Origin of the sequence: Ensifer sp. ENS11, from assembly GCF_014851895.1 — a bacterium.
GTDB classification, from domain to species: domain Bacteria; phylum Pseudomonadota; class Alphaproteobacteria; order Rhizobiales; family Rhizobiaceae; genus Ensifer; species Ensifer canadensis.
The window spans coordinates 18,014-30,672 of sequence record NZ_JACVAN010000023.1; the positions used below are offsets into that span (position 1 = coordinate 18,014).

A 12,659-nucleotide genomic window follows, 5' to 3' on the forward strand; every position below is an offset into this window, starting at 1 on the left:
CTTTCCCCCTCATTATCCATAACCAACGTCAGGATTTGGACACCACTTTCATGGTGCACCAAGCAACCGAATGTATTGGAGTGGGCCATGAAGAGAATTTTGAGTGGCGTTGTTGCAGTCTTGCTCAGCGGCACGGCAGCTTTTGCTGCCGACATTTACCAACCGCCTGTCGAAGCGCCTATCGTCGAGCCAGTGATCCAGACCAGCGGCTGGTATCTGCGCGGCGACGTCGGCTACGCCTGGAACGACCTGCGCGGCGCGAATTACTACCAGGGAGGCCCGGGCGGCTCTATCGCTGAGTTCGCCTCGGCCGATATCGATGACTCCTGGGTCATTGGCGGCGGTGTCGGTTACCAGTTCAACAACTATCTGCGCACCGACGTCACGCTCGACTACTGGGGCGGTGGCGACTTCAACGGCTCGACCTTGGGCGGCTGCGGGATCGTCGCGGGTCCCTGCGTGTCAAGTGACACAAGCTCGGTTTCCGCCTGGAGCTTGATGGCCAACGCCTATGTCGACATCGGCACCTACGGCGCCTTCACCCCCTATGTCGGTGCCGGTATCGGTGCCACGCACGTGAAATGGGACGGACTGCGCAACACCAGCTGCAGTGTCAGCAATCCGGCAGATTGCGACCCGACGACGGATCACGGTGGCGAGAGCGATTGGCGCTTCACCTACGCGCTCATGGCCGGTACTGCGATCGACCTGACCTGCAATCTCAAGGCAGACGTTGGCTACCGCTTCCGCCAGGTCGATGATGGCGACATGTTCGGCTACAACAACGGCGGCGGCCCGGGCTTCGACGAGGGTTTCTACATCCACGAGGCACGCGCTGGTCTGCGCTACTCCTTCGGCAATGTCTGCGAAGTTCCCTACGAGCCGGAGCCGATCGTCTACAAGTAAGACATATGACGCTGAAATCATGAAGGCCGCCCCCGGGGCGGCCTTTGTCGTTTCGCCCAAAGCTTTGCCCAAATCCCAACGGGCATGGTTAACCGCGAGTTAACCTCCGTCTGCAATAGTTAACGCTGAACGAAGCAGCTGGTGGGTGGATCCTATTCGGCGACGGCAATGGCAGCGAAAGGGCATGGGCATGGAATGGCGAAACGGGATCTGCGGAGCCGCGTTCGGTGTCGGCCTGTTGCTTTCCGGTCCGGCAGTTGCCGCAGACGAGACCCTGATCGACGCCCCCGAAATCACGATTGCCCAGGAAGCAACCGGCAGCAGCGGCCTCTACCTGCGCGGCGACATCGGTTACGCCGGCTGGCGCGACGAAGGCGATCCTAGCTACCGCACCTTCGATCAGGGGACCGGTTACAGCAATATTCCGTTCGACGGTGCACGCTTCGATAAACCGCTTTCGGGCACCATCGGCCTCGGCTACCAGATCACCGACACTTTCCGCGCTGACCTCACGGTCGATTATTTCGAGGGTCGTTTCGACGGCTCGTCGCTGACCGCAAGCCCCTGCGCGGGGCAGGGTGCCGGCACGTCCTGCGCCTTTGCCGCGACGGCGGATTTTTCCGCGCTGGGCCTGATGGCGAACGCCTATGTCGATTTCGGAACGCTCGCCGGCTTCACGCCCTATCTCGGCGCCGGTATCGGCGCGACCAATCTGCGTTGGAATACCGCCTTTGCCAGTGAGAGCTGCGTTGCCGGCGGCGGCGCCTGTGCCGGCGCTCCGGCCACAACCTCATTTGACGGTCGCGACAGCTGGCGCTTCACCTATGCGCTGATGACCGGCGTCTCCTACGACCTCAGCGATCGTCTGAAGCTCGATGTCGGCTACCGTTACTCGCATATCGGCGACGGCGAGATGTTCGGCTTCGGTGCCGAGGCACTGGCGGGTGCGAGCGGGGCAAAGGGTTTCGACGATGGACTTTCCCGTCACGAGATCAGAGCCGGCCTGCGCTTCTCGTTCTGGTAACATTCGGTCGGCAGGCGCAGCCTCATCTTTGCTGATATTGCCTGCGACGCCATAAATATTCTCGATTGCGACACAAGTCGCTTGACTTCCTTCCGGACCCGCAATATTTCCGACGGCGGGACACCCTTCCCCAACGAAGGGCTATCTATCTGGAAGGATAGCACATGACGAAGCCTGCCAAGCCGGACATCCGTCCGAACAACACCCATTTTTCTTCTGGCCCTTGCTCGAAGCGCCCCGGTTGGTCGCTCGATGCTCTCTCCGACGCTCCGCTCGGTCGTTCGCACCGCGCCAAGGTCGGCAAGACGAAGCTCAAGCAGGCCATCGATCTTACCCGTGACATTCTTGACGTGCCGGCCGATTACCGCATCGGCATCGTGCCCGCTTCCGATACCGGCGCCGTCGAAATGGCGCTCTGGTCGATGCTCGGCCAGCGTGGCGTCGACATGGTCGCCTGGGAAAGCTTTGGCGCCGGCTGGGTGACCGATGTGGTCAAGCAGCTGAAGCTCGCCGATGTACGCAAGTTCGAAGCCGGTTACGGCGAACTTCCCGATCTCTCCAAGGTCGATTTCGATCGTGACGTCGTCTTCACCTGGAACGGCACGACCTCGGGTGTGCGCGTTCCGAATGCCGACTTCATTCCGGCCGACCGCAAGGGCCTGACCATTTGCGACGCGACGTCTGCCGCCTTTGCGCAGAACCTCGATTTCGCCAAGCTCGATGTCGTCACCTTCTCCTGGCAGAAGGTTCTGGGCGGCGAGGGCGCACACGGCGTCATCATTCTTTCGCCGCGTGCCGTCGAACGCCTGCTGACCTATGTGCCGGCCTGGCCGCTGCCGAAGATCTTCCGCATGACCTCCGGCGGCAAGCTGATCGAAGGCATCTTCACCGGCGAGACCATCAACACGCCTTCGATGCTCTGCGTCGAAGACTACATCGATGCGCTCGTCTGGGCTGAGAAGGTCGGTGGGCTCAAGGGCCTGATGGCGCGTGCCGACGCCAATGCCAAGGTGATCTTCGACTTCGTTGCAGCCAACGGCTGGATCGCCAATCTGGCGGTCAAGGACGAAACCCGCTCCAATACGTCGGTCTGCCTGAAGATCGTCGACACGGACGTCGCCGCACTGGATGCGGATGGACAGGCAGCCTTTGCCAAGGGCGTTGTCGCCCTGCTCGAAAAAGAAGGTGTCGCGTTCGACATCGGCCATTATCGCGATGCACCGTCCGGTCTCAGAATTTGGGCCGGTGCCACGATTGAGGCATCCGACATGGCAGCTCTGATGCCGTGGCTGACCTGGGCTTTTGAGACCCAGAAGGCGACGCTGTCGCTGGCAGCGGCCTAACCCAAGCGTTTGCTTCGCTCCCGATGGGGGAGCGAAGCCCTTGTACCGCATTCCCGTTCAGACCTGATCTTCTCAAGGAGGCCATCATGGCACCTCGCGTTCTCGTATCCGACGAACTGTCGGAAACCGCCGTCCAGATCTTCCGCGACCGCGGCGTTGAAGTCGATTTCCAGCCGAAGCTCGGCAAGGACAAGGACAAGCTCGCCGAAATCATCGGCAACTATGACGGTCTTGCCATTCGCTCGGCCACCAAGGCGACCGAGAAGCTGATCGCCGCTGCGACCAATCTCAAGGTCATTGGCCGTGCCGGCATCGGCGTCGACAATGTCGATATTCCGGCCGCTTCGCGCCGCGGTATCATTGTCATGAACACGCCCTTCGGCAATTCGATCACCACGGCCGAACACGCCATCGCGCTGCTTTTTGCCGTTGCCCGCCAGCTTCCGGCCGCCGACACCTCGACGCAGGCCGGCAAGTGGGAGAAGTCCCGCTTCATGGGTGTCGAAATCACCGGCAAGACGCTTGGCGTCATCGGCGCCGGCAACATCGGCTCGATCGTCTGCTCGCGCGCCATCGGCCTCAAGATGCATGTGCTTGCCTATGACCCGTTCCTGTCGAAGGAGCGCGCCGAAGAAATGGGCGTCACCAAGGTCGAGCTCGACGAGCTGCTGGCCCAGGCCGACTTCATCACCCTGCACGTGCCGCTGACGGACAAGACCCGCAGCATCCTCAATGCCGAAGCTCTGGCCAAGACCAAGCCGGGCGTGCGCATCATCAACTGCGCCCGCGGCGGCCTCGTCGACGAGAAGGCGCTGGCCGACGCGATCAAGTCCGGCCACGTTGCCGGCGCCGGCTTTGACGTGTTCGAGGTCGAGCCTGCGACGGAAAGCCCGCTCTTCGGCCTGGCGAACGTCGTCTGCACGCCGCATCTCGGTGCGTCGACCACGGAAGCACAGGAAAACGTCGCCCTGCAGGTCGCCGAACAGATGTCGGACTATCTCGTCAAGGGTGCCGTTTCCAACGCCATCAACATGCCCTCGATCACCGCCGAAGAAGCCCCGATCCTCAAGCCCTTCATCCGGCTTGCCGACGTGCTTGGCGCCTTCGTCGGCCAGGTGACGGAAAGCGCGATCAAGGAAATCGAGATCCTCTACGATGGCGCGACCGCAGCGATGAACACCAAGGCGTTGACCAGTGCCGTGCTCGCCGGTCTCATCCGGCCGCAGGTGGCCGATGTCAACATGGTTTCGGCTCCGATCATGATCAAGGAAAAGGGCGTCATTCTTTCCGAGGTCAAGCGTGACAAGACCGGCGTCTTCGACGGCTACATCAAGCTGACGGTCAAGACCGCCAACCAGACCCGCTCGGTCGCCGGTACGGTGTTCTCCGACGGCAAGCCGCGCTTTATCCAGATCAAGGGCATCAACCTTGATGCGGATGTCGGCAGCCACATGGTCTACATCACCAACACCGACGTACCCGGCATGATCGGCTTCATCGGCATGACCCTCGGCGATGCCGGCGTCAACATCGCCAACTTCCAGCTTGGTCGCGAGAAGGAAGCCGGCGACGCCATCGCGTTGCTCTATGTCGACGGCCCGGTTTCCGATGACGTGCTCGACAAGCTGCGCGCCAACGGCGCGATCCGCCAGGCAAAACCGCTGGTGTTCAACATCGATTGATCATGGATGCAGCAGCCTTGCGCACCGCCTGGTGCGCAAGGCTGAAGGGCGCAAATCGGCCATGATTTTGTGACCCATGCGCCAGCGAATGGCCGGCTCGCCAAGGCGGGCAGATGATTGAATTCGAGAACGACCAGGAACGCATCGGACAAGCCGGTGCGTTCTTTCGGTTTGAAACATTGATGACGGCAATGACACGACAGGCATTCCGCTGGCGCGAGGCCAGCCTTCCCGATCTCGTTTCGGTCTCCGAAATCCAGCTGGTGGTTCACGAGGCATTCCCCGAGGACGATCACGTGCTTGCCGATCGGCTGGAATTGAGCCCCGAGGGCTGCTTCATGCTGGAGGTCGGCGGCGTCGCCCAAGGCTATGTCTTGAGCCATCCCTGGCTCCGCCGTGCGCCGCCTTCGCTGAACGCGGTGCTGGGCGAGATCCCAGAAACCGCCGACACCTGGTACATTCACGATCTGGCGCTTTTGCCTGAGACCCGCGGATCCGGGGCAGGGGGCAACGTCGTGCCGCTGCTCGCCGTTATCGCCCGGTCGGAAGGCTACCACTCGATGTCGCTGGTGTCGGTCAACGGTTCGCGCGGCTTCTGGGAGCGGCAGGGGTTTTCCGTCCGCATGGACAAGCGGCTGGCAAGCAAGCTTGCAAGCTACGGCGAGGATGCGCTCTACATGGAGCGGTTGCTCGCCTGAAAGAGCGCCGGCTCGGCCGGAAGAGGTCAATATCCGTGCGGGTTGGTATTAGTGTTTCGGGCGGCCCTTCTCGGCAATGGCGATGCCGCCGAGAACAAGCAGCAGGGCGATGAAATGGAAGGTGTGGAAGGTCTCGCCGACCAGCATGACCGACAGCAGCGTGCCGAAGACCGGGATGGCATTGATGAAGAGCCCGGCACGGTTGGCGCCGATCATCTCGACGCCGCGGACATAGAGCACCTGCGACATCAATGACGGGAAGATGGCGGCGTAGAGCACGATGATCCAGCCGGTCGTGTCAGGAAAGATCGCCGTGCCGTTGCCGATCTCCCAGAAGAGCAGTGGAATGGCGCTGAGCAGGGCGCCGAAGGCGGGTGCGGCGATGAAACTCTGCCAATGCATCGTGGGCTTCCAGCGCAGTGCCACGGTATAGGCGGCGTAAACGATGCAGGCGGCGATCATCAGGGCGTCGCCGAAGTTGAACTCCAGTTGCAGCAGGCTGGCGATGTCGCCGTGCGCGGCGGTGATCAGCACGCCGATCAGCGTCACGGTGAAGCCGATCACCTGTGCGATCGAGGCGCGGGTTCGAAACAGCATGAAATTGAACAGGAAGATCAGCATGGGGATGCCGGCCTGCAGGATGACCGCGTTGATCGCGCTGGTATATTTCAGCGCAGAATAGAGCAGGGCGTTGAAGGTGGTGAAACCGATGACGCCATAGGCCAGCAGCTGCAGCCAATGCTGCTTGATCTTCTGCCAATCGCGGCGGATCTGCGGCGTCATTAGCACCAGGATGATGAGAAGCGCAAACACCCAGCGAAGGGTGGTGAGCATCATCGGACTGACATGCCCGACGGCCATTTTTCCGGCGACCGAATTGCCGCCCCAGAAGAGTGCGGTGACGCAGAGATAGAAATAAGCCCTGGAATTCACGATGCTGCAACCTGCTGGGATGACGGGGATTGATTGCCGCAAGGGCGGGAGAGACGCAAGATATAGGCGCTAAATCCAGCGCTTGTCATGCAAAAAGGGCGGAACGCCCGTCATAACGGGGTCGCTTTCCCGGTGACAACACAGTATAGATGCGCGGGTTTTGAGAACAGCGCAACCCTACTTGCGCGCGTCAACAGGAAGAGAATTATGACGAATGTCGTGGTGGTCGGATCCCAGTGGGGTGATGAAGGCAAAGGCAAGATTGTAGATTGGCTCTCGGAACGCGCGGATATCGTCGTGCGCTTTCAGGGCGGTCACAACGCCGGCCATACCCTGGTGATCGACGGCGTCAGCTACAAGCTGTCGCTGCTTCCGTCCGGCGTCGTGCGTCCCGGCAAGCTCGCCGTCATCGGCAACGGCGTGGTCATCGACCCGCATGCGCTGATCGCTGAAATCGACAAGCTCGGCAAGCAGGGCGTGACGATCACCCCGGAGAACCTGCGCGTTGCCGACAACGCCACGCTCATTCTTTCGCTGCACCGCGAACTCGACGGCTTCCGCGAAGACGCTGCCTCCAACAGCGGCACCAAGATCGGCACCACCCGCCGCGGCATCGGCCCGGCCTATGAAGACAAGGTCGGCCGTCGTGCGATCCGCGTGATGGACCTTGCCGATCTCGAAACCCTGCCGGCCAAGGTCGATCGCCTGCTGACGCACCACAACGCGCTGCGTCGTGGCCTCGGCGAACCGGAAATCAGCCATGACGCGATCATGCTCGAGCTGTCTTCGGTTGCCGACAAGGTACTGCCGTTCATGGAAACCGTCTGGGTGCTGCTCGACAAGGCGCGGCGCAAGGGCGCCCGCATCCTGTTCGAAGGCGCGCAGGGCACGCTTCTCGACATCGATCATGGCACCTATCCGTTCGTAACCTCGTCCAACACCGTTGCAGGTCAGGCCGCCGCCGGTTCGGGCATGGGCCCGGGCTCGCTCGGCTACATTCTCGGTATCACCAAGGCCTATACGACCCGCGTCGGCGAGGGCCCGTTCCCGACCGAACTGCACGACGAGATCGGCCAGTTCCTCGGCGAGCGCGGCCACGAATTCGGCACCGTTACCGGACGCAAGCGCCGCTGCGGCTGGTTCGATGCTGCGCTCGTGCGCCAGTCGGTCGCTGCCAACGGCATCACCGGCATCGCGCTGACCAAGCTCGACGTGCTCGATGGCCTTGATGAACTGAAGATTTGCGTCGGATATACTCTCGACGGACAGCAGATCGATCATCTTCCGGCAAGCCAGGCGCAGCAAGCTTCGGCAAAGCCAGTCTATATTACACTTGAAGGCTGGAAGGAATCGACTGTCGGCGCACGCAGCTGGGCAGATCTTCCGGCACAGGCGATCAAGTATGTTCGCCAGGTCGAGGAACTCATCGGTGCACCGGTGGCTCTTCTTTCGACCAGCCCGGAGCGGGACGACACAATACTTGTGACGGACCCCTTTGAGGACTAGTGTCGGCGGACTGACATTGCGTCGTGATCGCAAACACATGCCTGAGCGTATGAGAAAGTTCTGATGGCGGATTTTGTTGCAGTTATTCGCAGGACCGTTGACGGCCTGTCGGAAAACACACCGGAAATGCGGGATAAGGTCTACGAGAAGGCGCGCGCCGCCGTGCGTCGCCAGCTCGAGAATATGAATCCGCGTCCGTCGGACGATATGATCAATCGTCAGCTGGCAAAGCTCGAAAACGCGATCGGCGAGGTCGACAGCGAATATGCTGAGGCGCTTCCGGCGGTCGACGAGGTCGAGCCAGAGGCTGAAGTCGTGGATGCGGTCGTGCCCGCTGAGGCGGAACCGGAACCGGGCGAAGTCGTCGAGACGCCTGTCGAGCAGGTCGAGTCCGAGGCGGAAAGCGAGCCGGTGACGGCCGCTGCCGAAGAACCGGCGACAGAAGCCGTTGGCGATGTCGAGCCTGCTGACGCCGACTCGTCCGTCGAGCATGATGAGCAGCTGTATGCCGAGCCCGTGCCCGCCGAAGCAACGGCCGAACACGCCGAAGCCGTCGAAGAGCAGGCCGAGCCGACTTGGCAGCCGCCGGTCGAGGACGAGCAGCCGGTCGAGGCACAGGCGCATGATGAGGAAATCGTCGCACCCGCCCAGCCTGCCGCTGAAGAGGTCTATGACCACGCGCCGGTTGCCCCCGCCATCGAGCCTGAACCCGAATCGGTGCAGGATGCGACCTGGGATGCGCCCGCTGTCGCGCCTGCTCCGGAAACGTCAGCGCGTTCGGAGTGGGAACTGCCGGACTGGGAAGACACGAAGCCCGCTCCTGAGCGTTCCTCACTGGACGCGAAACCGGACAACGTGGTCGACGATGCCGGTGCACCTGAGTTGCTCGGCATGCATCCCGTCGAGGAAAAGCCTGCCGAAATAGAGCCAGCGGCGCCGAAAGCGGATGCCAGCCGTTCCTGGTCGTTCGACGACGACGATCCGTTTGCCTCGATCACCGAGCGCCCGGCTCAAAAGGCCAGCGACGCCGAAATTTCCGATTGGTCGTGGCCGGTCGAAAAGACATCGCCAACGCCGGCCGCAAACTCGGCGGAGACCGCAAGCCAGCAGGAACGCGCCGGCACGGCCTGGGATCACATTGACGATCTTCTGGGTCTTGAAGGCGGCGCGACAACGGCGGCCAGCGCTGCTGCGGGAACTGCGACGGCCAAGGATGCCGATCGCGGCATCGAGATGCCGGCGCGGCCGACTTCGTATCGCACGACGCCAAAGCCTTCGCGCTTCAGCGTCAAGCGCCTGGTGATCGTCGCCGGCCTGCTGCTCGTGCTCGGCGGCGGCGGGTTTGCCTACTGGCAAAACCGGGAAGCGGGCAATGCCTGGATCTCCGGCATGGTCGCTTCGATCACATCCGCTGTTTCCAGTAATGGCGAGACGCCCGCAGAACAGCAGAGCACGCCCCCCGCGCAGACCGGCGAGACCGCGACCCAACAGCCCGGCGGGCATGACGACACGGCTGTTCCGGACAACACGTCGACGAAATTTACCCAGCGCCTGCTTGCCGATGGCTCGGAAACCGATGCCGGCCCGGCCGTCTTGAACGGTGAAAGTGCCGCGCAGGAAGGCAAGTCGGTCGCACCGCAGACCGAAGCCGGAAAACCGCAGGAAGAAGCGGCCGGTACGCCTGGTACCGACGCCGGAACGCCTGGTACAGGTCTGCAACCCGGCGCTCAGCCGGCACAGCCGGATGTTGCGGTTGCCAACGGCGAAAAGATGTTCCTCTACGAAGAGCGGCTCGGCCAATCCTCTCCGACCGCCATTCCAGGAACGGTCGCCTGGTCGGTCAAGGAGGAGTCGCCGGGTGGCGACGCCAAGCCGGAACCGGCAATTCAGGCTCAGATCACTGTGCCGGACCGCGGGCTGACGGCGCTGATGACGATCAAGCGCAATGCGGATCCGTCCCTGCCGGCGAGCCACGTGATCGAGTTCGTGTTCTCGCTGCCGCAGAACTTCGAAGGCGGCGCCATAGACGGTGTGCAGCGCGTTTCGATGAAGCGGACGGAGCAGGATCGTGGCGATGCGCTGATCGCGGTACCCGCCAAGATCACCGACGACTTCCACATGATCGCGCTCAACGACTTCGCCGAAGCGGTCGGCAGCAATACCGAACTGCTGCGCAGCCGCGGCTGGATCGATATCCCGCTGACATACCGCAACGGTCGCCGCGCCTTGCTGACGCTTGAAAAGGGCCAGAGTGGCAACGAAGCCTTCAGCCAGGCGATGCGCGCTTGGGGATCGTCAGGCAATACGGCAGCGACAGGCCAATAGGGCCGGACACGCTGAAGCAGAAACAACAAAAAACCCGGCGAGAACTTCGCTGGGTTTTTTCGTTTCCTGTTATCCCAAGCCTCGGACTTATGCGCCTTCGACGACGCGCAAGGCTTGGGCATTCTCCAACGCCGCCTTGCGGACGGCGTCCTGGACCTTTTCAAAGGCCCTGACTTCGATCTGGCGCACGCGCTCGCGGCTGATATCGAACTCAGTCGACAGGTCTTCGAGCGTCAACGGATCTTCGGTAAGGCGGCGCGCCTCGAAGATGCGGCGTTCACGATCGTTGAGCACCTTCATCGCGTTTGCGAGCAAGGCCTTGCGGCTGTCCAACTCGTCCTGCTCGATCAGGATCTGTTCCTGATTGTCGTGGTCGTCGACGAGCCAATCCTGCCATTGTCCGGATTCGCCTTCGCTCGCCTTGATCGGCGCGTTCAGCGAAGCATCGCCGGACAGGCGACGGTTCATCGAGATGACCTCGTCCTCGCTGACCTTCAGCGTCGTGGCGATTTCCTTGACGTGCTCAGGCTTCAGGTCGCCTTCGTCGAGCGCCTGGATCTTGCCCTTGAGGCGACGCAGGTTGAAGAACAGCCGCTTCTGGTTGGCGGTCGTACCCATCTTGACCAGCGACCAGGAGCGCAGGATGTATTCCTGGATGGCGGCCTTGATCCACCACATGGCATAGGTCGCCAGACGGAAGCCGCGATCGGGCTCGAACTTCTTGACGGCCTGCATCAGGCCGACGTTGCCTTCAGACACGACTTCGCCGATCGGCAGGCCGTAGCCGCGATAACCCATCGCGATCTTGGCGACGAGGCGCAGGTGGCTGGTGACGAGCTTGTGAGCGGCGTTGCGGTCGTCATGCTCCTGATACCGCTTGGCGAGCATGTACTCTTCCTGCGGCTCGAGCATGGGAAATTTGCGGATTTCGTCGAGATAACGATTGAGGCCGCCTTCACCAGCGGCAATGGACGGCAAATTGTTTCGGGCCATGAAGCACCCCCCTTTATAGTCTCCGGCCTCCGGGCGGCAGGCCGGGCATGTGGGTCTTCGTTAAGACCCCACGAAGCTACAAAATAAGTACGGCGAAAGCATGATTCAAGGAGTCCGGTTTCACTAACATGTGACGCCGGAGGCAAGACAGATCACGAATAGAGGCGCAGTTAAGATTGGAATCCTGCGGCCGAAATTCAAGAGGTGGCGCTACGTTGCGCCACGCAGGGCCTCGACCAGGGCCGCCATGTCTTCAGGCATCGGGGCCTCGAAGTGCATGGTCTCGCCGGTCGACGGATGTTCGAACTGCAGCATGAAGGCATGCAGGGCCTGGCGGTGGAATTGGCTGACCACGGACTTTGCCGCTTCCGGCAAGAGGTTGGCCTTGGTGCGGAAGGCCGCGCCATATTCCGGGTCGCCGATCAGCGGATGCCCGATGTGAGCCATGTGCACGCGGATCTGGTGGGTGCGACCGGTTTCGAGGTGGCATTCCACCGTCGATGCCAGGCTGGTGCCGTCGGGCTTTTCCAGATAGCGCTCGACGACCTCGTAATGGGTGATCGCTTCGCGGGCGTCGTCGCTGTCCTCGCGTTTTACGGCGCGCTTGGTGCGGTCTCCCGCCCGGCCGAGAGGGGCGTCGATGGTGCCCTTCAGCTGGCGCGGACGGCCCCAGACGACGGCCCGGTAGGCGCGCTCGAGCGGGCCGGTGCGGCCGTGATCGGCAAACTGGTCCGACAGATGGCGATGGGCGGCGTCGTTCTTGGCGACGACCATGACCCCGCTCGTTTCCTTGTCGAGGCGGTGGACGATACCGGGCCGCTTGACGCCGCCGATGCCCGAGAGGCTGTTGCCGCAATGGTGGATGAGAGCATTGACCAGCGTGCCCGTCCAATTGCCGGCGCCGGGATGAACGACAAGCCCTGCCGGCTTGCACAGGACGATAAGGTGGTCGTCCTCATAGAGCACGTCGAGCGGGATATCCTCGCCCTTCGGCTCCGGATCTTCCGGCTCGGGCAGGTCGATCTCGAAATGGTCGCCCGGCTGGACCTTCTTCTTCGGTTCGGTCACCAGCTTGCCGTTGATCGAAACAGCACCCTGCTCGATCAGGCTCTTGATCCGGTTGCGGGAAAACTCGCCCGAAAGTGCCTCGGTCAGGAAGGAATCGAGCCGCCCTGCGGCGTCCTCGCCCGCCGTCAGGACTTTCCTATTGGCTGCTGCTTGTTTAAAGGGGTCGTTCATTCCGTTTTAA

At 62.1% G+C, this 12,659-nt stretch carries 10 protein-coding genes; 7 read left to right on the top strand and 3 right to left on the bottom strand.

What is annotated here, in order from left to right; all coding sequences use genetic code 11:
* Window positions 1-87: 87 nt before the first annotated feature.
* The 5 genes from IB264_RS28835 to IB264_RS28855 all read left to right on the top strand — a co-directional run bounded on the left by IB264_RS28835 (window position 88) and on the right by IB264_RS28855 (window position 5,653).
* Complete coding sequence (locus tag IB264_RS28835) at window positions 88-906, top strand: outer membrane protein (RefSeq protein ID WP_057206601.1); 819 nt, start codon at window positions 88-90, stop codon at window positions 904-906.
* A 190-nt stretch (window positions 907-1,096) separates the two neighbouring features.
* Window positions 1,097-1,930: an outer membrane protein gene (locus tag IB264_RS28840; RefSeq protein ID WP_057206644.1), complete on the top strand. Its 834-nt coding sequence runs from the start codon at window positions 1,097-1,099 to the stop codon at window positions 1,928-1,930.
* A gap of 164 nt (window positions 1,931-2,094) precedes the next feature.
* Window positions 2,095-3,273: a phosphoserine transaminase gene (locus IB264_RS28845; RefSeq protein WP_057206599.1), complete on the top strand. Its 1,179-nt coding sequence runs from the start codon at window positions 2,095-2,097 to the stop codon at window positions 3,271-3,273.
* 86 nt (window positions 3,274-3,359) lie between these two features.
* Window positions 3,360-4,955 (top strand): phosphoglycerate dehydrogenase, encoded by a 1,596-nt coding sequence (gene serA, locus IB264_RS28850; RefSeq protein WP_057217916.1) that lies wholly within the window; start codon window positions 3,360-3,362, stop codon window positions 4,953-4,955.
* 113 nt (window positions 4,956-5,068) lie between these two features.
* On the top strand, window positions 5,069-5,653 hold the full coding sequence (locus IB264_RS28855) for a GNAT family N-acetyltransferase (RefSeq protein WP_234907901.1): 585 nt from the start codon (window positions 5,069-5,071) through the stop codon (window positions 5,651-5,653).
* A 48-nt stretch (window positions 5,654-5,701) separates the two neighbouring features.
* On the opposite strand, the gene IB264_RS28860 is transcribed toward IB264_RS28855, so the two are convergent.
* The gene (locus tag IB264_RS28860; RefSeq protein WP_057206595.1) at window positions 5,702-6,586 is read right to left on the bottom strand and encodes a DMT family transporter; all 885 of its coding nucleotides are present in this window, start codon (window positions 6,584-6,586) and stop codon (window positions 5,702-5,704) included.
* 207 nt (window positions 6,587-6,793) lie between these two features.
* On the opposite strand from IB264_RS28860, the gene IB264_RS28865 reads away from it, so the two are divergent.
* Window positions 6,794-8,092 (top strand): adenylosuccinate synthase, encoded by a 1,299-nt coding sequence (locus tag IB264_RS28865; RefSeq protein ID WP_057206594.1) that lies wholly within the window; start codon window positions 6,794-6,796, stop codon window positions 8,090-8,092.
* Window positions 8,093-8,155: 63 nt separating this feature from the next.
* On the top strand, window positions 8,156-10,417 hold the full coding sequence (locus IB264_RS28870) for a hypothetical protein (protein ID WP_057217914.1): 2,262 nt from the start codon (window positions 8,156-8,158) through the stop codon (window positions 10,415-10,417).
* An 87-nt stretch (window positions 10,418-10,504) separates the two neighbouring features.
* On the opposite strand, the gene rpoH is transcribed toward IB264_RS28870, so the two are convergent.
* Together rpoH and IB264_RS28880 are read right to left on the bottom strand one after the other, a co-directional pair.
* Window positions 10,505-11,410, bottom strand: coding sequence for an RNA polymerase sigma factor RpoH (gene rpoH, locus IB264_RS28875; RefSeq protein WP_025424714.1), 906 nt, complete (start codon window positions 11,408-11,410; stop codon window positions 10,505-10,507).
* 210 nt (window positions 11,411-11,620) lie between these two features.
* Window positions 11,621-12,649, bottom strand: a complete 1,029-nt coding sequence (locus IB264_RS28880; protein ID WP_025424713.1) for an RluA family pseudouridine synthase — start codon at window positions 12,647-12,649, stop codon at window positions 11,621-11,623.
* Between the last annotated feature and the right edge of the window lie 10 nt (window positions 12,650-12,659).

Excerpts from the sequence above, each read along its gene's own strand:
- serA (WP_057217916.1), top strand. The coding sequence starts at position 3,360 with ATGGCACCTCGCGTTCTCGTATCCGACGAACTGTCGGAAACCGCCGTC.
- IB264_RS28855 (WP_234907901.1), top strand. The coding sequence starts at position 5,069 with ATGATTGAATTCGAGAACGACCAGGAACGCATCGGACAAGCCGGTGCG.
- IB264_RS28880 (WP_025424713.1), bottom strand. The coding sequence starts at position 12,649 with ATGAACGACCCCTTTAAACAAGCAGCAGCCAATAGGAAAGTCCTGACG.
- IB264_RS28865 (WP_057206594.1), top strand. The coding sequence starts at position 6,794 with ATGACGAATGTCGTGGTGGTCGGATCCCAGTGGGGTGATGAAGGCAAA.
- IB264_RS28840 (WP_057206644.1), top strand. The coding sequence starts at position 1,097 with ATGGAATGGCGAAACGGGATCTGCGGAGCCGCGTTCGGTGTCGGCCTG.
- IB264_RS28845 (WP_057206599.1), top strand. The coding sequence starts at position 2,095 with ATGACGAAGCCTGCCAAGCCGGACATCCGTCCGAACAACACCCATTTT.
- rpoH (WP_025424714.1), bottom strand. The coding sequence starts at position 11,410 with ATGGCCCGAAACAATTTGCCGTCCATTGCCGCTGGTGAAGGCGGCCTC.
- IB264_RS28835 (WP_057206601.1), top strand. The coding sequence starts at position 88 with ATGAAGAGAATTTTGAGTGGCGTTGTTGCAGTCTTGCTCAGCGGCACG.
- IB264_RS28870 (WP_057217914.1), top strand. The coding sequence starts at position 8,156 with ATGGCGGATTTTGTTGCAGTTATTCGCAGGACCGTTGACGGCCTGTCG.